This window comes from Ruegeria sp. YKSF57 (assembly GCF_059612585.1).
In genome coordinates this window covers 40,548-61,827 of record NZ_JBXWQW010000030.1, presented here as the reverse complement: position 1 = coordinate 61,827, position 21,280 = coordinate 40,548, and the positions used below count along the sequence as shown (strand labels likewise).

Below are 21,280 nucleotides of genomic sequence, written 5' to 3'. Positions count from 1 at the left end.
CCCTTGGATTGTGCATTTCGCGAACCGGACGGCGTGACCAACGCCCTGGGCAAAGACGATGCCGAACTCCGCCAGCAGCCCACGGAGCATGTTGATCGTCTGGGTCCTTTGATGGCACCGTGGGTCATCAAGGGGGCGATGGATGGCGAGGCCTTCACAGCCTACGTCGAGATGGTGCTGGTCTCGGAACTGGAACCCGGAACCGTTGTCATCCTGGATAACCTCGCCACGCACAAGAATGCCGCCGCCGCCAAAGCCATGCGCAAAGCCGGATGCTGGTTCTTGTTCTTGCCGCCGTAAAGCCTTGACCTGAACCCGATTGAGATGGCCTTTTCCAAACTCAAAGCGCACCTGCGCAGGATCGGCACACGGTTCTTCACGGACATGTTCCACGCTCCCACGGAAATCTGTGAACTCTTCTCACCAGAAGAGTGCTGGAATTACTTCAAGGCTGCCGGGTATGTCTCAGGTTAAAGGTCGGGTGCTTTAGGATGGACCGTCGAGACGTGGACAAAGCCAACAATCGTCTCAATTGGCCAAATGACTGGTTTTGGCCCAAGCAGTTAGGTCGGATCCGTGGATATTTCGATATGCCGTCATTCGTTGCTTTGTAATAAGAGCAGTTTTCGCGATAATGACAGCTGGCCAACAATCACCAAGTAATCCGTATTGGCGACATCGCCCAGACCATTATGGCCTCTACATCTGTTCTGTTGCGAAACCGGTGCGCGATCATTGAGGGATAGGAAAAACTGTCGCCTTCGCGCAAGACGATAATTTCATCGCCAAGGCGCAGTTCGACTTCACCGCTCAGGACAATTGCATGTTGTTCCCCTTCAAAGGAATAGCCTTCCAGTGGTTCAGGGGGGGTGCCAGCACCAGGACGAAATCGGGACAGTATCAGGTAGCATTGGCCGGATAGCGTGCTCGAAAGTAGTTCATCCTCGAACCCCAACTCGTCTGTCGAGCGCGTATACATGGCCGACAGGGCCCGGCGATTCTCGCCTCGGACAACATGTTTGCGCTCTAACGGGCCATTGCCGGTTTGCTTGGGAAAGAACCAATTGGGATCGACCGAAAGCGCAGTACTGATTTCCTGCAATAGCTCGGCCGATACTTTGGCCGACCCCAACTCAATACGGCTGAGGTAGGCCTTGGAACAGGACACCACCTCTGAGAGATCTTTTAACGTAAGCCCTCGAGCCTTGCGCACTTCGCGAATTTCACTGCCAAGCCGTTGGGCTTCGGTCTGAGATAGATCGTTATTCATGCATTCGGGATAAATGATTAATGTTGACTTTTCGAGTGAAAATCAACTTAGTTGAAAAAGTGGGAGATAATCAACTGATTTTCGACCGACTGGGAGGATGCTATGCGCTTTGATTTGATTGCCAATTTTAGCCCTGGCGAGACGATTCCCTGGGCGCGCACGCTGGATATGATCCTCGAACAGTGTTCACTGGCCGAGCAGGCGGGTTTCACAACCGCATGGTTCACCGAGCATCACTTTGCCCATAACGGATATATGAATGCGCCGCCCAACCCGATCCAGATGGGCACCCATGTGGCCGCGCATTGCAAGAAACTGCGGGTGGGCACGGCGCCAATCATCCTGCCGGACTGGCATCCTTTGCGCGTGGCCGAAGATGCCGCGATGCTTGATAACATGACGCAGGGGCGTTTCGATTTCGGCGTTGCCAAGGGTATCAACGAACGCTCGACCATCCAGTTCAACAAGGATGCGGACCGGCGCGAAAATTCCAAGGTCATGCGGCTCTATCAGGAAAGCCTTGAGATTATCCTGAAGGCCTGGACCAACGAGGCGTTCACCCATCACGGCGAGTTCTATCAATTCCCGGTTCCCGGCTGGAAAGAGACCAACCGGTTCTTTGACCCTCTGGACCCGCGTTATCACGGCGAGGATGGTGAATACAAAGCGATGTATGTGCATCCACGCCCCTATTCCAACCCTCATCCGCCGGTCTGGCTGATGTCAAATGCCCCGCCCACGTTCAAACTGGCTGGTGAGCGCGGTTGGGGTGTGATCTCTATGGCGGCGGGCGCCAAGGCGACACTGGCCTGTTGGGAGCCTTACCGCGAGGCCCTGTCGCAACGCGAAGCGCGCGAGGTGAAGCTTGGCGAAGGTGTCGGTGTCTGCACGGCTTTTTATGTGGGTGAAAGCATGGAAGAGGCTGTGAATACCATTCGTGGCCCGATCAATGCCTATTACGAATTCCTCGGCGGGTCGCGTCCCAAGGGTGAATGGACCAAAGCCGGTTATCTGGATGTCGGCGAAGAGATGACCCCCGAAGATGAGGACATGGACTGGTTCGATTTCCTCAACAAACGCGGGATCATCGTGGTGGGCGATGCCGAATATGTCGCGGACCGGTTTGCAGAGCGGCAGGAAACCATCGGCCTCGATCACCTTATGCTGATGCAGCAATACACCGGTGTGCCCTACGAGAAAATTCTGGCCAGCTGGCATCGCCTGTTCGAGCGCGTCGTTCCCAAATTCGGCACGCAGTCTATCGCGCAGAAAAGGATGTTGGAACATGCTTGAGATTTGGGGGCGACCCTATTCGTCGAACGTCATCCCGGTCATCTGGACAGCGAATGAGCTTGGGCTGGACTACACCCTGCAACTTGCCGGGGGCAGCTTTGGTAAACTCGATACTGAACTTTACGCACAGATCAATCCCAACCGGATGATTCCGGCGATCCGCGACGGTGATTTTGCGCTATGGGAAAGCCTGGCCATCGTGCGGTATCTCTGTGACCGGTACGGTGCGGGAACGCTAAGCCCTTCCGACATTCAGACCCGTGCAATTGCGGATCAATGGATGGAGTGGTCGGCCAGCCGCGCCTTTGGGCCAGTGATCTACCTGTTCTTCGCAACCGTGCGCACGCAACCCGATCAGCGCGACCCGAAGAAAATAGCCAAACTGCGCGACGAAGCGCATGAGGCGCTGACCATTCTTGATCAGCACCTTGCGGACAAAGCCTATGTCTGCGGCGACAGCTTTACCATGGCGGATATTCCGTTGGGCTGCGTGGCCTATCGTTACTTCAACGTCGAGGTCGACCGCCCGCCCTTGCCCAATGTCGAGGCCTGGTATCAGCGGCTGGCGGAACGTCCCGCCTATCGGGATCACGTCATGCGCCCTTTCGGGACAAACCCTGATGAATGGGCTGCGCTGGAAAAAGCTTGCGCCAGCGAAGGGGTGCTATAGTGGACGTCCGGGACTATCGCCGCGCACTTGGTGCCTTTCCGACGGGGGTGACCATCGTAGCCACCTATGACGCAGACGGGGAACCGTGGGGCCTGACCGCCAATTCATTTACGTCGGTCTCACTGCAGCCGCCGGTGATCTCGGTCTGTGTCGCGAAATCTGGCCGGGTCTTTCCGACGCTGTCGCAATCGGATCATTTCGCGGTCAACATCCTGTCGGCCGAGCAGAAAGACCTTGCGATGCACTTCGCCAGTGATGTCGAAAACCGGTTTACCGACACCGAATGGACTGCTGGAACCGCCACGCCCTTGATCCCCGGTGCCTCGGCGCAATTGGAGTGCACGGTTCACAGCAGGGTCGATGCAGACGATCATGAGATCCTTCTGGGCCGCGTCGTCAACTACGCCCACGCGCCCGTTCCGCCACTTGTCTTTTGCCGCGGCGCGTTCTTCTCCGCGCCGCAACCCGAGGTTTCTTCATGAGCGATCACCTGACATATCACACCCGCTTCAGCCCCGATGAGTTCGACGCGCAATACAATCTGCGGGCCGGGCGACCGGACTATGAAGCCACTGTCATTCCCGCCTGGAACCGCGATAGCGAGGCCGCGCGCGCCGCATCTGATTGCAGCCTCGATATCCGGTATGGGGAAGGCGAAAAACAAAAACTGGATGTCTTCCGCTGTCCGGACGCGACTGCGCCGACGTTGGTGTATGTGCATGGCGGTTATTGGCAGCGCGGCGACAAATCGATCTACAGCTTCATTGCGCCGCCCTTTGTTACGGCGGGGTTCAATGTTGTTGTCGTCGGCTACGATCTTTGCCCATCGGTGACCATCACCCGTATTTCCGAAGAAATCCGCGAAGCGATGGCATATATTTGGCGCAATGCGGGCGATCTTGGCATCAATCCAGACCGGATCACCGTGATGGGCCACTCGGCTGGCGGCCATATCACTCAGATGATGCTGGGGACCAACTGGCCGGCTTTCGGCGACGATCTTCCTGCGGACCTGATCAAATCCGGCATCCCGGTGTCACCGCTCAGTTACCTCGAGCCGGTGCGCCTGACTGAGGCGCTCAATTCCGGTATCCGGATGACCCCGGAAGAAGCCGAGGCCGAAAGCCCGATGACCAACCATCCCCCGGTTACAAATGCGCCGCAATTGATCGTTGTCGGCGGCGCGGAGACGGACGAATTCCACCGTCAAGCGCGCATGTATGTCGAAAAATACGAAACCCCAAACCGTCAGATGAGCCTCTATTTCGTGCCGGACGTCGATCACTTTGATGAACTGAATGTGCTGGTCGACCCGGCAAGCCCCTTCTTCAAACACACTTGCGATATGCTTCAAGGAAAAGGACCGCAATCATGACCGCTGTGACCCGAGCCCTCGTCGACTCTGTCGGCAACGCGTTCAATGCCAACGACATCGACGCTGTGATGAAGCACTTCGCTGAGGATGCAACATTTGATCATGCCGTGGGCCCCGAGGAACACGGCGTGCGCCTTGAGGGCGCCCAGACCATTCGCAGCGCCTTTGCCGCCTTGTTTGACAAGGTCGAGAACGTGCATTGGGAAACGCTCGACTGCACCATTTCCGGAAACAAGGCCTATTGCGAATATCGCCGTACAGCCATGCACAAAGATGGCGCGAAAGAAGAGTTTCTAAGCGTCGATATTTTGACCTACCGAGACGGGCTGATTGTTCATAAAGACACATATTACAAGCAACGAACAAGCTGATCCGACAGCCATTGACACAGCCAGGCACGCAGCAGTTTTGTTGGATGGAACCCAAATCGCTTTGACAAACCGCTGCGCTGTCAATCAAACTTCGTTCCGCGCAATCCGGTTTCGCGCAAACAAGATACGAAAGCCCGCTAAGGGCTTTGCTTGAACGATTTGCGGCGTCTCCACCACCTCGGGGTCGAAGCCGAACTGGCTGGTATACTGCGACTCGTCGGTGGTGTTCGGGATGCCGTACCAGACGTCGAAGCCCTGATCGGTCGGAAAGCGTCCCGGCTGATCGCCGAGATGCCATTTGCCGAACATGCCCGTCCGATAGCCTGCCTGCGAGAACAGCTCCGCAATCGTTACTTCCCATCCAACCATGCCATAGGGCAGCCCCCAGACCACCTTGGTCGTGCCTGATCTGATCGGATGTCGTCCGGTCATGAAGGCTGAGCGGGACGGCGTGCATTGGGGCTCGACATTCTAGTTGAGAAGCTTCAATCCTTCTTCGGCCAGCCCGTCGAGCCGAGGTGTTTGGGCGCCGCGCAGGATACCGCCGCCATAGGTCCCGATCTCACCCCAACCGAGGTTGTCGGTCATCATGACAACGACGTTGGGCTTCTGTGTCTCTTGAGCACCTAACGCCGTTGCCGTAAGCACTGCTGCAGCCGCAACGCCCAACACCCGCAATGAAAGTAAGTGCATTGTCTCCTCCCCGGTCTCGTTTTGCCCGTCGAATGGCAAGTCCTGCATGCGTGATCGACGGCGGCTTTTAATACAGAAAGCAAATTTTTAGGACGATCGTACTATTTGATTGCTATGGTTGTAGAAGCTCGTGGACAGCCGAGGCAGAGGACTGAACTGTGAAGTTGGAGAACCGGATCGCTACTTTCGTTCCCGATAGGACGACGAAACTCCTTCAGGATCTGGTCGCCCAGCGCCCTATCGCGCTTGCTGATCCATCGGAGGCGAAGGGGATCAGGACACAGCGCCGGATACTCGACGGCGCCTTCAAGCTGTTCATCAGCGTGCCGCTGGAGAAATTCACGATGCGCAACCTTGCCTCAGAGGTCGGCATAAAGCTGGGCAACCTGACATATTACTACCCTTCCAAGTCCGATCTCGTTGAGTCCATGGTGCGCGACCGGATGGCGGACTACGCGCAAGAGATTCTCTCGCTCCTGCAGATTTCCGAGGGCTCCCCGCAGGACGCGCTCGAAAGGACCATCGTCATGCTGGTGCAGGACTTGCGACGGCCGGATATCGCATTCTTTCCGCAGCTCTGGGCGATGTCCCTGCACGATCCAGACATCGCGATCTGGACCGACAAACTCCATGAGATGGAGCGCCAGTTGATAGAGGGCCTGATCGGCGCCACGCGGCGCGATTGGGATCCCGATGCCTGCTCGGCTCTGGCCCTTCACATCACGGCATCGATCGAAGGCCTGACCCTGTTCATTGGTCAAGACCGAAGGAGTGCCGGTATCTACAGGGCACCAGAGGAGGAGATCATCAGACTTCTGCGCGACAGCTTGCTTGTAGAGTGACATCGATCGCAGATGTCGCCGCCGATCATGCGACTTGCCGGATCCGAAGGCCGGTCAAAGGATCGACCAAGGCCCCAGCGGTGTCCAGGACGAATGGCTTTGATGGCGTATCGAAGGCAGTTGAGGTCAAGATGATCCAGGTCCGCTTCGTCCGCAATCTGTGATTTGGTCCCCTTCGATTTGCCGCGCCTTGCATGAACGGCGCCTTTTTGCATCGCGGCGCGCACACCTGTTCACGCAGTCGCAGCAAAATTCGTGCCGCGTGCGCACGCGGCGAAAAAAAATTCACGGGTTGGACTCAAAGCCACCAACCGCCAAATTGCATCACCAGGCCACACCCCGCAAAGAAAAACCCCGCCGGAATCGGCGGGGTTTTCTGTCTGTTTCACCTGACAGGGATCAGTGCGCGTGGCCCTTGTCCCGGTCTGCCTGCTTGGGCAGGATCTGGAACGTGCATTCGGGAAGGGCGGCTCCGCGGGACTAAACGGTTATAACCCGCCAACAAATGAATGTCTGCTTCAGTGGGCCACAGGAGAGAATATCATTATGGGATCGAGTCCGGCTGACGGCGAAATTGTATCGTAAGAAATTTAGCACCATCCCAGCTAACCACGCGCTTTTTGCCAAGTCTCAAAAGTGGGACGGATCACGGTACCTTGAAAGTCGATAGCTGGTTTGTGGACCTTGCCCATTGGGCGAAGCAATTTCTTTTCCGGTATCGCCCATTTTTCCCAATTCTGCGGATGGTACGGGTTAGGCTTGCCATTGCTCGTCACCAACCAGTTCTCGAAATTAGTTGCGAACGATCGGCTGCTGAACCCGATCCCATTCGCTCGCTGCGCAATGATGTCGAATGCCTCAAAGAGCATGCGCTCATTTTGGTCGTCAAAATCACTCTCAGTTTTACCTTGAGACCAGTACTTCTGATACGCAGAAGCACTAAAGCTGTGCAATATTTCAAGCGCTGATGCCCAATCGCAAAGTGGATGCCGAGCGATAGTGAGGATAAAGGGAGCTGAATTGAGATCCTGCCCATGCGCCACTGCGTGAAGATCATCTGCAGAGAAGTCAGCGAAAATAGCTTCGATTTTTTCTATCGAGTCGCTGTCACGGACCAATGGCTCGGCTGCTTTCCACTCTGCACGCAATAATTCTTCTTGTGTTGGCGGATCGTAGGAGAAGGGTAAGTCGGGCCAGCGCTCAAGGGCCAGTTCCAGCCGCGGGAACCTGCGAAGCGGGCGTAGGTCATCGACAACAGCGCGCATGGCTATAATCTTGGAATGTGTAGGACCGAACCGATTCCAAAAATCGAGAATGAGGTCTTCGAACTCGGCTGAAGGCAACACACGCGCAGCCCAGCCACACCGACATTGGTCCTCGTATAGTATCGATTTCAGGTCTTCGGTCTTCACCTCGGGCAGAGGCAAACGTGATGTCCGTTCAGTCTCAACATTTGCCTTTTCAAAAGCTGAAAGCGCGGCAGCCAATTCTCCGGAGGGAGGAGGTTCGGTCGATGGATCGCGTGGCAGAGTTCTCGGAAGACCAGCTTCCACACGCAAGCGTTGGACTTTTTGCCATATCACCGCGCCGTCCTTGATGGCGCGGTCATGCTCAGGGTGTCGGCGGCCCTTTTGAAACTGCTCCATCAGTGTTCGGACAAAGGCGTGATAGGATTTTGCTAGCGGATCGGCATTTTCCAGCGCTCCTTCTGCAAAGTAACTTTCCCATTCTCGCGATGCTCTTTTATCGAAGGCTTCTATTCTGGCGACCCGCGCCTTGAACTCGGCTCTTTTCTTTTCTTCATCCTGGCCTGTGCGTTTGCCTGTCAAGAAGCGGAGCACCGACCAAATTACTTTGCCCGCCATCGTTCTGCCTCTAGGTTAGGTGAAAGCCGAATTTCGCCGCCGCGCTGCAATTTGTCAACAACGGGGCTAAAAGCAGCCAATCGCCAAATTGCATCACCAGGCCACACCCCGCAAAGAAAAACCCCGCCGGAACCGGCGGGGTTTTCTGTCTGTTGCAAGTGACAGGTCCAGGCTTGGCAAGCTTTATGAGATACCTGACTTTCTGATGGCCTCAAGAAAGTGCTCCATGTCTGACGCCTGCCTGAACGGCCATCTCGCCACAAAGAATGCCTCCCAAGCCGCCAAATTGTTGAAGCTGGACATCATTGGTGACGTTTTAGCACTACGCAAAAGATTGGAGGTCACTTCCGACGATCTTTCCTGGTCGCCAATCATCGCATAGCTCGCCGCAAGCAGGGCCAGGGCAGTTTCAGGCGGGCTGCGAATGCTCTCGCATGCCGTGATTGCATCTTGATACTTACGCGCTGCGAAGTTCGCGATGGCAATATTCCAGTTGTACTTTCCAAATGGGTTCAGTTCGAGGGCGCTTTCGCAGAGCTCGACAGCACGCTCAGGGCTTCCGGTTAGAACCTCGTAGCGAGAGAAGTAGATCGGCACTCTTGTATCATTTGGATTGGCTTCATGCGCTTGCTCAAAGTGCAGTTTTGCCTGATCATATTGCCTGTGAAACAGATGAAGCATCGCCAGCGCAATCTGGGTGCGACTATCCTGATCGTCGATCGAAACGGCGTGTTTCGCCACGCGGTAGGCTTCGGCGAGGTCATGTTCGGGCTCCATGCTCCAGCCATTCAGCCAATCCCGAAGCAGGACTTCCGCGTAGAGCGCCAACGCTGCCGCAGAATCTGGATCTTTTCCCAAAGCTGCCGTGAGAGATTCCCGCGCGAGGCGGTTTGACTCGATAGACCAGCTGAAAAAGTGCTCCCTTCCGCGAAGATAGTGGTCATATGCGTGAATCTGATTTTCTGACAATCTTTCGACGCGCTTGCGATCTGAATATTCCAGCCGGTTGACGAGGGTGCTCGCCACGCGCCGGACCAGATCATCCTGAACCTCGAATATATCCTCAAGATTGCGATCATAGCGATCAGCCCAGATATGGCTGTCGTCCGAGGTGTCAATCAGCTGGGCTGTGACCCGGACCCGGTTTGCAGCCCGTCGGACGCTGCCTTCAACGACGTAGCGGGCACCAAGCTGTTTTCCAACCTCGCGAAGTGAAACAGCCTTGTTCTTGAATGCAAAGGAAGAATTCCTTGAGATCACCGCCAGTTCCTTGAACCTTGCGAGTGCGGTAATAAGGTCCTCTGTCAAGCCGTCAGAGAAGTACTCGTCATCGACGTCTCCGGACATATTCTCGAAGGCCAGAACCGCGATTGTCGGTTTGCGAAAGCTCACTGCCCCGGGATTCCGTGTGGTATTTCTGCTCTGACTTATGCCATTTCCTTCGATCACTACACGATAGACGCGGATGGGACGGTCAATGTTCTTGAGCGTTTGCTCGCCGAGGTCTTCGAAAACAAACTCAGCCTTCATTCGTACGTGCTCGAATACCGTACCGGACACAAAAACACTGCCGGGATCGGCCAGGCTCTCAATCCGGGCCGCGACATTGACGCCATCGCCAAAGATATCGCGGCCCTCGTGAATAATGTCGCCGAGGTTCACGCCGATGCGAAGCTGGACATGGTCCATTGCCTGATTGTCCGCAGTCTGTCCCATGAGTTTCATCTGAATCTCGGTCGCGGCCTCAACGGCTTCGACGACGCTTGGAAACTCCGCCAGCAACCCATCGCCCATAACCTTAACGACACGCCCGCCATGTGCCCTGATTGCCGGCACAAGGATTTCCGAATGAACCGATTTGAGTTTGCGTAATGTACCTTCTTCGTCCTCGGCCATTAAGCGCGAGTACCCAACCACATCCAGTGCCAGAATTGCAGCAAGGTGCCGCTTCATATCAAGCCCCGCGAAACCGAACTCCTGCATATTGGCATCGACAACAGCAGGACATCAACCCGCCAGGAGGTTTGCCCGGAATGTTGAGCGCGGCACTATAGTGAGAATGCTGCGCCGCGAAGCGAGCGTGCGGTTATGAAACTATCCACTTTGGGACTCAAAGCCACCAACCGCCAAATTGCATCACCAGGCCACACCCCGCAAAGAAAAACCCCGCCGGAATCGGCGGGGTTTTCTGTCTGTTTCACCTGACAGGGATCAGTGCGCGTGGCCCTTGTCCCAGTCTTCCTGCTTGGGCAGGATCTCGAACGTGTGTTCCGGCGGCGGCGAGGGCAGGGTCCACTCCAGCGTATCGGCGTACTCGTTCCAATAGTTGTTCTGGGTCACCCGTGCGCCGCGCTTGAGCGCATAGAACACGATGCCGAAGAACAGCAGGAACGAGGCAAACGAGATGAACGCGCCCCAGGACGAGACCAGGTTCCATTTCGCAAACGCTTCGGGATAGTCGATATAGCGGCGCGGCATGCCCTGACGGCCCAGGAAGTGCTGCGGGAAGAAGGTCAGGTTGGCGCCGATGAAGAACAGCCAGAAATGAATCTTCGCCCAGAACTCGGAATACTGCCGCCCGGTCATCTTGCCGAAGTAGAAGTAGACCCCGGCAAAGATCGCAAACACCGCACCCAGGCTCATCACATAGTGGAAATGCGCCACCACGTAATAGGTGTCATGATAGGCCCGGTCCACGCCCGCCTGGCTCAGCACCACGCCGGTCACGCCGCCTACGGTGAACAGGAACAGGAACCCCATCGCGAACATCATCGGGGCCTTGAACTCGATCGAACCGCCCCACATGGTCGCGATCCACGAAAACACCTTGACGCCAGTGGGCACCGCGATGACCATCGTGGCCAGCATGAAATAGGCCTGCTGACGCAGCGACATGCCGACGGTGTACATGTGGTGCGCCCACACGACAAAGCCCAGCACGCCGATCGCGATGATCGCCCAGACCATCGGCAGATAGCCAAAGATCGGCTTGCGCGAGAAGGTGGCGATGACATGGCTGATGATGCCGAACCCGGGCAGGATCACGATATACACTTCCGGGTGGCCAAAGAACCACAGGATGTGCTGATACAGGATCGGATCGCCGCCACCGGCCGGATCAAAGAAGGTAAAGCCGAAATTGCGGTCCATCAACAGCATGGTGATCGCGCCCGCCAGCACCGGCAGGCTCAGCAGGATCAGCCACGAGGTGACAAAGATCGACCAGGAAAACAGCGGCACCTTGAACAGGGTCATGCCCGGCGCACGCATGTTCAGGAAGGTGGTGATCATGTTGATCGCGCCGAGGATCGAGGAGGCGCCCGATACGTGCACGGCAAAGATCGCCAGATCCATCGACATGCCGCCCTCGGTCGTCGACAGCGGCGGGTACAGAACCCAGCCCACACCAGACCCAAGCTGGTCATTGCCACCCGGAGACAGCAGCGACGCAACACCCAGCGAGGTGCCCGCAACGTAAAGCCAGAGGCTGAGGTTGTTCATCCGCGGGAACGCCATATCCGGCGCGCCGATCTGCAACGGCATGAAATAGTTGCCGAAACCACCAAACAGCGCCGGGATGACCACAAAGAACATCATCAGCACGCCGTGATAGGTGATCATCACGTTCCAGACATGCCCGTTTGGGGTGCAGGGGTCGGCCATGAAGCCTTCCAGGCACATGTACTGAACGCCCGGATGCATCAGCTCAAGCCGCATGTAGACGGTCATCATGACCGAGATCAGACCGGCGATCGCCGAGAATATCAGGTACAGAATCCCGATATCCTTGTGGTTGGTCGACATGAACCACCGGGTAAAGAACCCGCGCTGGTCTTCATGGTCATGACCGTGAATGGCTGCGTCTGCCATTTAGGTGCCTCCTGTTGCAACTTAACCGCGCAGCCGAAACGCTCCGGCGCGCGGGGATTCCTGCCGGTTTTAGAATGCGAAGGCCCTGCCTTCAATGGCGGAGTTTGATCTGGATCAAGATAAATGGCCGCACCCCCCTTGAAGAGAGGAGGAGAGAGAATGGCAAGCCAAGCTTGATTTCACGTTGCGGTGCCGTCGCTGCCTTCCGTCGCTTCCCATTCTTCGATTGCCGTCAGCTCCGTGTAGGCGAATAAATATAGCGATGCTGCGAAAGGGCCGCTATTCTCGAAATAGGAGAAATGAATGTCGCGCCGACTTGCCGCAATTCTAAGCATCGACGTAGTTGCATATTCGCGCCTTATGGAACGCGACGAAAGCCGAACGCTTCGCGCGCTGAAGTCCCACCGTGCAGAATTGATTGAACCTTGCGCCCAGCTCTACGGCGGCAAAACGATCAAATTGATGGGCGACGGCGCGTTGATGGAGTTCGCCAGCGCCGTTGATGCCGTCCGCTTCGCCGTGGCGGTTCAGCTTGGGATGCATGAACGGAATGCGGGGGCCGGTAGCGACCAAAGTATCGTGTTTCGGATAGGCGTGAATGTCGGTGACGTTATTGCCGAAAAGGGCGATTTGCACGGTGACGGGGTCAACCTGGCTGCACGGTTGGAGGGATTGGCGGATCCGGGCGGTGTCTGCATCCACCGCAGCGTTCACGATCAGATCAGTGGAAAGCTTGACTTGAATTTTGAGGATCTGGGCGAAATTCAGGTCAAAAACATAGAAAGGCCGGTTCGCGCATTCAAAGTTGTCCTTGATGCCAAAGCCAATGCGCTGGGTGTTTCTCAAAAGAAAGCGCCTTCCTCAAACGGCGGTCACATGCGACGGAGAATGCTTATTTCCGCAGCGTGCGCGTTTCTGATCCTCGTTGTTGTTGCATTGTTGCAGCTGTGGAGACAAGAAAACGGAGTTGTTGCCACAAATGTATTGGCTCATCCGTTGCCGCCTGAACCTTCCATAGTGATAATACCTTTTGAAAACAGGTCGGATGACGTTGACATTGGTTATCTCGCCGAAGGGTTCGGCACGGCGTTAACAACGCAGCTTTCTAAGTTTCCTCAACTTTTCGTAATTGCAGGGTCAACGGCGATCACCTTCGCAGAAGATCCGGGCAGGCCAAGGGATATTGGTCGCGAACTGGGGGTTCGATATGTGTTGGTCGGCAGCATTCATAGCCGAGACGACATTCTTTCGGTCAATGCGACCCTCATTGAAGCCGAGAACGAACACGCGATCTGGTCGGAGCAATATGAGTTCAAGGTCGAGGATGTGTTCTCTGCTCAGGCTGCGCTTGTTCAGGAAATCACCACGACACTGAAGGGGGTCATCGAAGCAAAAGAGATTGCAGCCCTGAGGGAAACTCCAACTGACAATCTGGAGGCATATGACCTTTATCTGAGAGCGGTAGCAAAGAGCAATTCTCTGAACACTGCAGGCCGACAAGAGGCGATTGATCTACTGAAGAAAGCCATCGCTCAGGACCCGGATTTTCTGTCCGCGCATATTGAGTTGGGCGCTCGCTATCTCGGCCTCTGGCGTTTCAATGGAACAGACACCCCCGAAGAGACGCTGAATCTGGCCCGACATCATGTTGCCCGTGCTCTGGAGCTTGATCAGACGGACTACCGGGTCCAACACCGGTTGGGCCAAATTCACCTGTTTGCCGATCACGATCACGAACTGGCGTACAGCGCTTATCAACGTGCGCTGACTAGCAATCCCAACGATCCCGAAGTCCTTTACGATATGGGTTTCTTGCGCTCGTTGATGGGAGAGGCCGCAGAAGCCATCGAATGGAACAACAAAGCCAAAAGGGTCAACCCACGCTATCCCGGTTGGTATAACTTCAACGCGGCGCTTTCGAATTTCTTCGTGAAGAACTACGATCAGGCTCTCCTTCTGGCAAAGACAGGAATTGCCACTTATCCAAAGGCTCTGCCGCCTCGCCGAATCCTTGTCGCGACATTGGCCGAAATGGGTCGGCTGGAAGAAGCTCAGGCAGAGGCTGAGAATCTACTTGCTATCAACCCGAATTTCAGGATTTCCACCCACCGCAATACGCCGTTTCAGCACAAGGAAGATCAAGACCGATATTTTGACGCGATGCGCGCCGGTGGACTTCCCGACTGACCGATGTGATTGCAATCCATCCGCAATCCACCAGTACAAAACGAACAACCCCCCCTCGAAAACCGGTACAATTCGTACAGTTTGCTGTACAAACCCCCGGCTTGACCCGGCAAGGCAGGTGGACCACAACTCGGTCAAAAGCCCCACACAGAACGGATGGCCCACATGGATTATGATCCCGACAACATCTTCGCCAAGATCCTGCGCGGCGAAATTCCCTGCTCAAAGGTTTACGAAGACGACGACACGCTGGCCTTCATGGACATCATGCCGCGCGCCGACGGGCATCTGCTGGTGATCCCGAAAACCCCCTGCCGCAATGTTCTGGACGCCTCGCCCGCGCAGTTGTCCGCCGTCATGCAGACGGTTCAAAAGATGGGTCATGCCGTCATGAAAGCCTTTGATGCTCAAGGGGTTACGGTTCAGCAGTTCAACGAGGCCGCGGGTGGGCAAGAGGTGTTTCACCTGCATTTCCATGTCCTCCCGCGTCACGAGGGCGACCGTTTGCGGCCACCGGGAAACATGGGGGACATGGCCGAGATTGCCGGTCACGCGGAAAAAATCCGGGCGGCGATTGGTTAATTTTTGCCGCCCCTCTTGAAGCTCCAGTTACTGGAGCAATTAGGTGGAACTGCGACACATCACAAAAGGGGCGCCGCCGCATGCCGCACGATCACTCGCACAAACACCACCACATAGACCCCCAAACCGGCGACACCCGAGTCGCCTTGGCCATCGCCGTCAACATGATCCTGACCCTGGCCCAGGTCATCGGGGGCATTCTGTCGGGATCGCTGGCGTTGATCGCCGACGCGCTGCACAATTTCTCGGACGCCATCGCGTTGATCATTGCCTTCTTCGCCCGCAAGATCGCTCGCCGACCAGCGGACGCGCGGATGAGTTTCGGCTATGGTCGCGCCGAGGTGATCGCCGCGCTGGTCAACTATACGACGCTTGTCGTTCTGTCATTTTACCTTATTTATGAAGGTATTATGCGGTTCTTTGAGCCTAAACCGATCAACGGTTGGATGGTGGTCTGGATTGCAGTTTTTGCATTGGTGGTTGATCTGATCACTGCGGCTTTGACCTATACCATGTCCAGGCAAAGCATGAACATCCGCGCGGCATTCATTCACAACGTGGCCGATGCCCTGGGGTCTGTGGCGGTCATCGTGGCCGGCATCGCGGTTATTGTGTTCGGCTGGACATGGGTCGACCCCGCCGTGACGCTCCTGATCGCCATCTACATCTTGTGGCACGTAAAGGCCGAAATCGGAGACACCATCCGCGTTCTGATGCTGGGAACACCCCCCGATCTGAACCCGGAACAGGTGGCCGAGGCCATCGAAGCCTCAGACGGAGTGCAGAGCGTACACCACATCCACCTGTGGAGCATGCAGGAAAACGAAGCAGCGCTAACAGCTCATGTGGTCGTGGAGCAGGGTCATTGGGGGCGGGCCGACAGTATCAAAAGCCAAATTAAAGTGACTCTTCATGACCGGTTCAGCATCGAGCATGCGACGCTTGAAGTGGAATGCGCCCATCACGCCTGCATTGAACCCAATCGGTTCGGACACGGCTAAGTTTTGAGTCGAAAATTAATTGCCGCTCCGATTTGGGTCGGAGCGGCGGACTCGTACTAATCACACTGAACGGTCAACTCGGACGGTCATCCAGGTATCCCGGTTTAACATCCCACTCACTCTTCGAATGGTGATTCCACTCTAAGGTATTTTGAGAACGTCCGCACCGGGATTCTGAAAAAATGGATTAAAACTCGCATTAGATGACAATATCAAAGGAAAATTTTCTCCAGGTCGCGAAACATAGCCGTCAAATTTTGCAGATTGTTTTCCAGACCGGAGTTTTCGGTGCGAATTGGGCAATACCTCAACCTGAGTCGAACCAGTGCCGAACGTTGTCGTCAATTGGCTTTTACAGACCGGCGTCCGCTTTGAATACGTGGATCGGACGCTCGCCAAAAACGTCATCGAACGTCCTTATCAGCGCGTTGTCCACGTCTGCCATCGTGACCGGCAGGCCCAAATCCACCAACGACGTCACTCCATATTCGCTAATGCCGCAAGGGACGATTCCCGAGAAATGCTCCAAGTCCGGCTCCACATTGATCGATATGCCATGAAAGCTGACCCATTTGCGCAACCGGATCCCGATGGCCGCGATCTTGTCTTCAGCGTTTTGGCCAGTAGCGGTCAATGGCTTGTCACTCCGGCGAACCCAGACACCGACCCGTCCGTCGCGAATCTCGCCGGTTACATTGAACTCGGCCAGTGCCGAGATGACCCAGTTTTCAAGCTGCTTCACGAACTGTCGCACGTCATGACCGCGTTTGCCGACATCCAGCATGACATAGACGACTCTCTGGCCAGGTCCGTGATAAGTGTACTGGCCGCCCCGTTTGCTTTCATAGACCGGAAAACGGTTCGGGTCGGTAAGATCCTCGCGCCTTGCCGAGGTGCCCGCCGTGTAGAGAGGCGGGTGTTGCAACAGCCAGATGCATTCATTTGCTTCGCCCATCGCAATGGCCGACGAGCGTTGCTCCATGAACTCGACCGCCTCTCGGTAGTCGGTCAAACCGTCTGAGATCTTCCATTCCATGGCCGATCAATACCCCGATGTGGTCGCGGGTAAAAGGGGCAGTGATCAGGCCGCTTCGGTCAGGCAGCGCTGTATGATCCGACCATAGTTTTCTTCACCTTGCGCGCCTGTCACCAGGTATTTTCCTCCGAACACCATTGCGGGCACGCCTGAAATACCCCTGGTGGACCAGAAACGCTGCTTTTCGCGAACCCGGGCCTTGTTTCCGCCTGATTCCAACGCATCTTGGGCGGCTTGACTGTTCAAACCAGCAGCTTGTGCAGTAGCGATCAGGATGGTCGGTTCGGATACGTCCTTTTGGTCGGTGAAATATGCATTGAACAACGCCATTTTCAAAGCATGCTGCTGACCATCGCCTTCTGCCCAATCCAGCAACTGGTGCGCCTTGAAGGTATTCACGATCCGGCTTTCTTTATTGAAATTGAAGGTGAACCCAAGTTCAGCCCCTAGCTCGGCAAGTCTGTCGCGCGCCTGTTGGCTCTGCTCAGCGGTCGAGCCGTATTTTTCCATGATATGTTCCCTCAGGTTCTGGCCTTCGGGTCCCATATCGGGGTTCAATTCGAACGGGTGCCATCGCAGACGGGCAATGGCACCCGACTGGGCAAGCGCTTTCTCAAGTTGTTTGAACCCGACAATGCACCACGGGCAGACGACATCCGAAACAATATCGATCTGAATGACTGGACGGTCTTCTGGAGTTATCAATCGACGCTCCTTTGTCGGTCGTATGAATACAGGTTTCTTACCAGATATGTGAAGGTGCCAAGAAATCAAACTGAAGTGTTTTTGCCTCTTCACATCGCTGGCATGAGCGTCTATACGCCCCTCACCAAGTCACAGGCGTGCGGTCGTGGCGGAATTGGTAGACGCGCAGCGTTGAGGTCGCTGTGGGGTAACTCCCGTGGAAGTTCGAGTCTTCTCGACCGCACCATTGGCAATACTGCCTGAATGTGTGAAGGCGGACATTCAAAGGCCTGCTGATTTGCAGGCTCACGCAAAGCCTACACTTCTTTCAATATGTGTTCTGCATTGTCGCCGCTGCAATCTCAGGTGTTGGCTCAATTCTAGTTGGAAGTCAAAATCTCGGCGGGATTTCGCCAGTTTGTGTGCAACTATGCAGACCCGGTATTTGCTCAATGCATGTGTAATACGGCACAATTTTCTTGGGGTCGTTTTCGATGCACATGAATTTTTCTACCAAGCGCCTTAAAACACGAGAGACTCATATGCAAATGTCTGCAGGAATGTGACCGATTTGCCATTCTCAAACAGCCTCTCCGGGCGCGCTCTGGTTTTTTCTGCAGCTGCACACAAGTGAATGACACAAAGGAACCAAAAACGCTGGATGGTGAAGGTTATGCTAGATATTTCAAGAAATACATCATTGGCTGCGCTCGTTGCTGCAACTGCAGCATTTCCGGCTGCGGCCGAACTGAAATACGAGAACGGCTCGGGCGGCTATGTTCTGTTGTATGGACAACTGCACCCTGCCATCATTTCCGTTGATGACGGGCAAGAGACGGATACCCGCTTGCTGGACAACGATCTGTCGAACAGTCGTGTAGGCTTGCGTGTTTTCCAACCATTCGGGGCTAACGACTTTCAGTTCCGGTTTGAATCGGCCTTGGGTTTTCCGAACTCGACCGAGTGGAGCCAATTGGGTACGGATTTCGGTGGATGGACCCGCACTGATATCCGGTTTGTCGACTTTTCGCTCAAAGGCGACTGGGGCAGGGCGTCTGCAGGTCAAGGCAGCATGGCTTCGGATGGCGCCGCCGAGGTTGACCTCTCATATGTCGGAACGGCACTATATTCCTTTACGAACGACGAGAACTCAGGCTTTTTCTATCGCGAATTGGGCGGTGCGCTGAGCGGTATCACGATTGGCGACACCAGTGATGATTTTGACGGCTCCCGCCGCGGCCGCATTCGCTATGACACTCCGGATTTCAACGGGTTTTCAGCCAGTGTCGCCTGGGGGCAGAACATTCTGTCGTCCAGCGACGATGACGATTACTACGACGTCGCGGTCTACTATGAAAACACCTTTGCTGGTGGTGTCGAGTTTTCCGCCGGCGTCGCCTATGCCGTACGCGAACGGGACGACAATTCGGGCGACCGGAAAGATACGATCGGGTCTGCATCCGTTCTGTTACCAAGCGGGCTGAGCTTCACCGCTGCGGCAGGCACACGGGATGACGAAAGCGCCGGTGCGAGCGATCCCAGTTATTGGTATGGCAAGATTGCCTATGAAGGGGACTGGGTGTCCTGGGGTAAAACCGGTGTTGGCGTCGACTATTATAGCGGGGCCGATTTCGTAAATGACGGCTCGGACACCAAAGCTTGGGGCGTGGCCGTGGTTCAGAAGGTCGAAAGCATCAACACCGATGTGTACCTGAAATACCGCAATCACGACTTCGACGACGGCACCACCGGATTCCAGAAGAACGAAACGTGGGTTTTAGGCGCTCTTTGGAAGTTCTGATTTAACAGCCTGACAATGCAGGTTTTTAGCGCCCCGGCCCAGGTTGGGGCGTTTTTGTTGGTAGAAATCGTGCCGAAACCGGATCGTTTCGGGATATGACCCTTGCACGCGGGCGGCGGGCAAAATAGAAGGCATCAAATTTTCCTGGCGCGCGGTTTCGTGCGCCCCGAATCCTATGGGGACTACCATAATGCAGGTTACCGAGACGCTGAACGAAGGTCTGAAACGCGGCTACAACATCGTCGTCACCGCTTCCGAGCTGGACGATAAGGTCAACGAAAAGCTGACAGAAGCGCAGCCGGAAATCGAGATGAAGGGCTTCCGCAAGGGTAAGGTGCCGATGGCGCTGCTGAAAAAGCAGTTCGGCCAGCGTCTGCTGGGCGAAGCGATGCAGGAAACCATTGACGGCGCGATGAACAAGCATTTCGAGGACAGCGGTGACCGCCCGGCGCTGCAGCCAGAGGTCAAGATGACCAACGAGGACTGGAAAGAAGGCGATGACGTTCATGTCGAAATGTCCTATGAAGCGCTTCCGAATATCCCCGAAGTCGATTTGAAGTCGATTGCGCTGGAAAAGCTGGTGGTCAAGGCGGACGATACGGCAATTGACGAGGCGCTGGCCAACCTGGCGGAAACCGCACAGAACTTCAAATCACGCCGCAAGGGCTCCAAAGCCAAGGACGGTGATCAGGTTGTCATCGATTTCGTGGGCAAGGTTGATGGCGAGGCATTCGAAGGCGGCTCGGCCGAGGATTACCCGTTGGTTCTCGGTTCCAACAGCTTTATTCCCGGTTTCGAAGAACAGCTGGTTGGCGTGAAGGCCGAAGAGGAAAAAGACGTCAACGTCACCTTCCCCGAAGAATACGGCGCCGAGCACCTGGCTGGAAAAGAAGCGGTATTTACCTGCACGATCAAAGAGGTGAAAGAACCGGTAGCCGCGGAGATTGATGACGAACTGGCCAAGAAATTCGGCGCCGAGGATCTGGTTGCCCTCAAAGGTCACATCGCGGAACGTCTGGAGGCAGAATATGCTGGTGCTGCCCGCGCAGTGATGAAGCGCGGCCTGCTGGATGCACTGGACGATGTCGTCTCTTTCGACCTGCCGCCTTCGCTGGTCGATTCAGAAGCCAAGCAGATCGCTCATCAGTTGTGGCACGAAGAAAACCCCGATGTGCACGACCACAACCACGGTGAGATTGAAGCAACCGACGAACATGTCAAGCTGGCTGAGCGTCGCGTACGTCTGGGCCTGTTGCTGGCGGATTTGGGACAGAAGGCCGAGGTCGAGGTGACCGACGCCGAAATGACCCAGGCGATTATGCAGCAGGCGCGCCAATATCCGGGCCAGGAGCGCCAATTCTTTGAATTCATCCAGAAAAACGCCCAGATGCAACAACAGCTGCGCGCGCCAATCTTCGAAGATAAAGTTGTGGACTATGTCTTTGAACTGGCCAACGTCAGCGACAAGGAAGTCAGCAAGGACGATCTGCAAAAGGCCGTAGAGGCGCTGGAAGAGGAATAATCCTCTTCCGGGCACTCGTGAAAACTAAAAAACGGAGCTGCCGGGAAACTGGCAGCTCCGTTTTTTTAGCTTCCGCAGGCCGAGGTGAGGGGGTCGGTCCTCGTTCGCGGAAGCGCGGGGAAATTGGGCGGAGCCGTCGAAAACAGACGGCTCCGCATGAGTGGCTTCTGATCCCGCGAGGCGAGGGGGGGAGCCTCACAGGCAAAAGCACCGGGGAA

19 protein-coding genes, 1 tRNA gene and 2 pseudogenes are annotated in these 21,280 nt (G+C 55.6%); 13 read left to right on the top strand and 9 right to left on the bottom strand.

Annotated features, from left to right (window positions below; translation table 11 throughout):
• Positions 1-150, bottom strand: a pseudogene (locus tag AC2FLX_RS14080) (IS110 family transposase); the annotation flags it as partial.
• Here AC2FLX_RS14080 and AC2FLX_RS14075 point away from each other — a divergent pair.
• The gene (locus AC2FLX_RS14075; protein ID WP_496875450.1) at positions 112-300 is read left to right on the top strand and encodes a transposase; all 189 of its coding nucleotides are present in this window, start codon (positions 112-114) and stop codon (positions 298-300) included. The pseudogene AC2FLX_RS14080 and the gene AC2FLX_RS14075 sit on opposite strands and share 39 nt — an antisense overlap.
• Before the next feature lie 352 nt (positions 301-652).
• Here the strand turns inward: AC2FLX_RS14075 and AC2FLX_RS14070 are convergent, their stop codons facing one another.
• Positions 653-1,270 (bottom strand): helix-turn-helix domain-containing protein, encoded by a 618-nt coding sequence (locus tag AC2FLX_RS14070; RefSeq protein WP_480748260.1) that lies wholly within the window; start codon positions 1,268-1,270, stop codon positions 653-655.
• Between the two features lie 102 nt (positions 1,271-1,372).
• Between AC2FLX_RS14070 and AC2FLX_RS14065 the strand changes: the two genes are divergently transcribed.
• Genes AC2FLX_RS14065 through AC2FLX_RS14045 form a run of 5 tightly spaced genes read left to right on the top strand, consistent with a single transcriptional unit; the run spans position 1,373 to position 4,979 of the window.
• Positions 1,373-2,563: an LLM class flavin-dependent oxidoreductase gene (locus AC2FLX_RS14065; protein ID WP_480748261.1), complete on the top strand. Its 1,191-nt coding sequence runs from the start codon at positions 1,373-1,375 to the stop codon at positions 2,561-2,563.
• Complete coding sequence (locus AC2FLX_RS14060) at positions 2,556-3,233, top strand: glutathione S-transferase family protein (protein ID WP_480748262.1); 678 nt, start codon at positions 2,556-2,558, stop codon at positions 3,231-3,233. Before AC2FLX_RS14065 ends, AC2FLX_RS14060 begins: the two co-directional genes overlap by 8 nt.
• Positions 3,233-3,715 carry a flavin reductase family protein gene (locus tag AC2FLX_RS14055; protein WP_480748263.1) on the top strand — a complete coding sequence of 161 codons (483 nt, stop codon included), beginning with the start codon at positions 3,233-3,235 and terminating at the stop codon, positions 3,713-3,715. The genes AC2FLX_RS14060 and AC2FLX_RS14055 overlap by 1 nt, the downstream gene beginning before the upstream one ends.
• Positions 3,712-4,608 (top strand): alpha/beta hydrolase, encoded by an 897-nt coding sequence (locus AC2FLX_RS14050; protein ID WP_480748264.1) that lies wholly within the window; start codon positions 3,712-3,714, stop codon positions 4,606-4,608. The genes AC2FLX_RS14055 and AC2FLX_RS14050 overlap by 4 nt, the downstream gene beginning before the upstream one ends.
• Complete coding sequence (locus AC2FLX_RS14045) at positions 4,605-4,979, top strand: nuclear transport factor 2 family protein (RefSeq protein WP_480748265.1); 375 nt, start codon at positions 4,605-4,607, stop codon at positions 4,977-4,979. The genes AC2FLX_RS14050 and AC2FLX_RS14045 overlap by 4 nt, the downstream gene beginning before the upstream one ends.
• Before the next feature lie 84 nt (positions 4,980-5,063).
• On the opposite strand, the pseudogene AC2FLX_RS14040 reads toward AC2FLX_RS14045, so the two are convergent.
• Both AC2FLX_RS14040 and AC2FLX_RS14035 read right to left on the bottom strand, forming a co-directional pair.
• Positions 5,064-5,429, bottom strand: a pseudogene (locus AC2FLX_RS14040) (sulfatase-like hydrolase/transferase); the annotation flags it as partial.
• Positions 5,430-5,450: 21 nt separating this feature from the next.
• A complete protein-coding gene (locus tag AC2FLX_RS14035) occupies positions 5,451-5,672 on the bottom strand; it encodes a hypothetical protein (protein ID WP_480748266.1) in 222 nt (73 codons plus the stop codon).
• A 158-nt stretch (positions 5,673-5,830) separates the two neighbouring features.
• On the opposite strand from AC2FLX_RS14035, the gene AC2FLX_RS14030 reads away from it, so the two are divergent.
• On the top strand, positions 5,831-6,514 hold the full coding sequence (locus tag AC2FLX_RS14030) for a TetR/AcrR family transcriptional regulator (RefSeq protein WP_496747265.1): 684 nt from the start codon (positions 5,831-5,833) through the stop codon (positions 6,512-6,514).
• A gap of 605 nt (positions 6,515-7,119) precedes the next feature.
• Here the strand turns inward: AC2FLX_RS14030 and AC2FLX_RS14025 are convergent.
• The 3 genes from AC2FLX_RS14025 to ctaD all read right to left on the bottom strand — a co-directional run bounded on the left by AC2FLX_RS14025 (position 7,120) and on the right by ctaD (position 12,249).
• On the bottom strand, positions 7,120-8,379 hold the full coding sequence (locus AC2FLX_RS14025) for a hypothetical protein (RefSeq protein ID WP_496810676.1): 1,260 nt from the start codon (positions 8,377-8,379) through the stop codon (positions 7,120-7,122).
• A gap of 183 nt (positions 8,380-8,562) precedes the next feature.
• The gene (locus tag AC2FLX_RS14020; protein ID WP_496875449.1) at positions 8,563-10,332 is read right to left on the bottom strand and encodes an adenylate/guanylate cyclase domain-containing protein; all 1,770 of its coding nucleotides are present in this window, start codon (positions 10,330-10,332) and stop codon (positions 8,563-8,565) included.
• A gap of 258 nt (positions 10,333-10,590) precedes the next feature.
• Positions 10,591-12,249 (bottom strand): cytochrome c oxidase subunit I, encoded by a 1,659-nt coding sequence (gene ctaD / locus AC2FLX_RS14015; RefSeq protein WP_496747268.1) that lies wholly within the window; start codon positions 12,247-12,249, stop codon positions 10,591-10,593.
• 303 nt (positions 12,250-12,552) lie between these two features.
• Between ctaD and AC2FLX_RS14010 the strand changes: the two genes are divergently transcribed.
• From AC2FLX_RS14010 to AC2FLX_RS14000, 3 genes are all read left to right on the top strand, one after another.
• Positions 12,553-14,436: a tetratricopeptide repeat protein gene (locus AC2FLX_RS14010; protein ID WP_496747270.1), complete on the top strand. Its 1,884-nt coding sequence runs from the start codon at positions 12,553-12,555 to the stop codon at positions 14,434-14,436.
• 165 nt (positions 14,437-14,601) lie between these two features.
• A complete protein-coding gene (locus tag AC2FLX_RS14005) occupies positions 14,602-15,018 on the top strand; it encodes an HIT family protein (RefSeq protein WP_496810678.1) in 417 nt (138 codons plus the stop codon).
• A gap of 80 nt (positions 15,019-15,098) precedes the next feature.
• Complete coding sequence (locus AC2FLX_RS14000) at positions 15,099-16,019, top strand: cation diffusion facilitator family transporter (protein WP_496810679.1); 921 nt, start codon at positions 15,099-15,101, stop codon at positions 16,017-16,019.
• A gap of 352 nt (positions 16,020-16,371) precedes the next feature.
• On the opposite strand, the gene lipB is transcribed toward AC2FLX_RS14000, so the two are convergent.
• Together lipB and AC2FLX_RS13990 are read right to left on the bottom strand one after the other, a co-directional pair.
• Complete coding sequence (lipB, locus tag AC2FLX_RS13995; protein ID WP_496747276.1) at positions 16,372-17,055, bottom strand: lipoyl(octanoyl) transferase LipB; 684 nt, start codon at positions 17,053-17,055, stop codon at positions 16,372-16,374.
• Positions 17,056-17,100: 45 nt separating this feature from the next.
• A complete protein-coding gene (locus AC2FLX_RS13990) occupies positions 17,101-17,757 on the bottom strand; it encodes a DsbA family oxidoreductase (RefSeq protein WP_496810701.1) in 657 nt (218 codons plus the stop codon).
• A gap of 142 nt (positions 17,758-17,899) precedes the next feature.
• On the opposite strand from AC2FLX_RS13990, the gene AC2FLX_RS13985 reads away from it, so the two are divergent.
• From AC2FLX_RS13985 to tig, 3 genes are all read left to right on the top strand, one after another.
• Positions 17,900-17,986 (top strand) — tRNA-Leu (locus tag AC2FLX_RS13985).
• A gap of 453 nt (positions 17,987-18,439) precedes the next feature.
• Positions 18,440-19,540 carry a porin gene (locus tag AC2FLX_RS13980; protein ID WP_480748274.1) on the top strand — a complete coding sequence of 367 codons (1,101 nt, stop codon included), beginning with the start codon at positions 18,440-18,442 and terminating at the stop codon, positions 19,538-19,540.
• 190 nt (positions 19,541-19,730) lie between these two features.
• Complete coding sequence (tig, locus tag AC2FLX_RS13975) at positions 19,731-21,062, top strand: trigger factor (RefSeq protein WP_496810680.1); 1,332 nt, start codon at positions 19,731-19,733, stop codon at positions 21,060-21,062.
• Positions 21,063-21,280 lie beyond the last annotated feature (218 nt).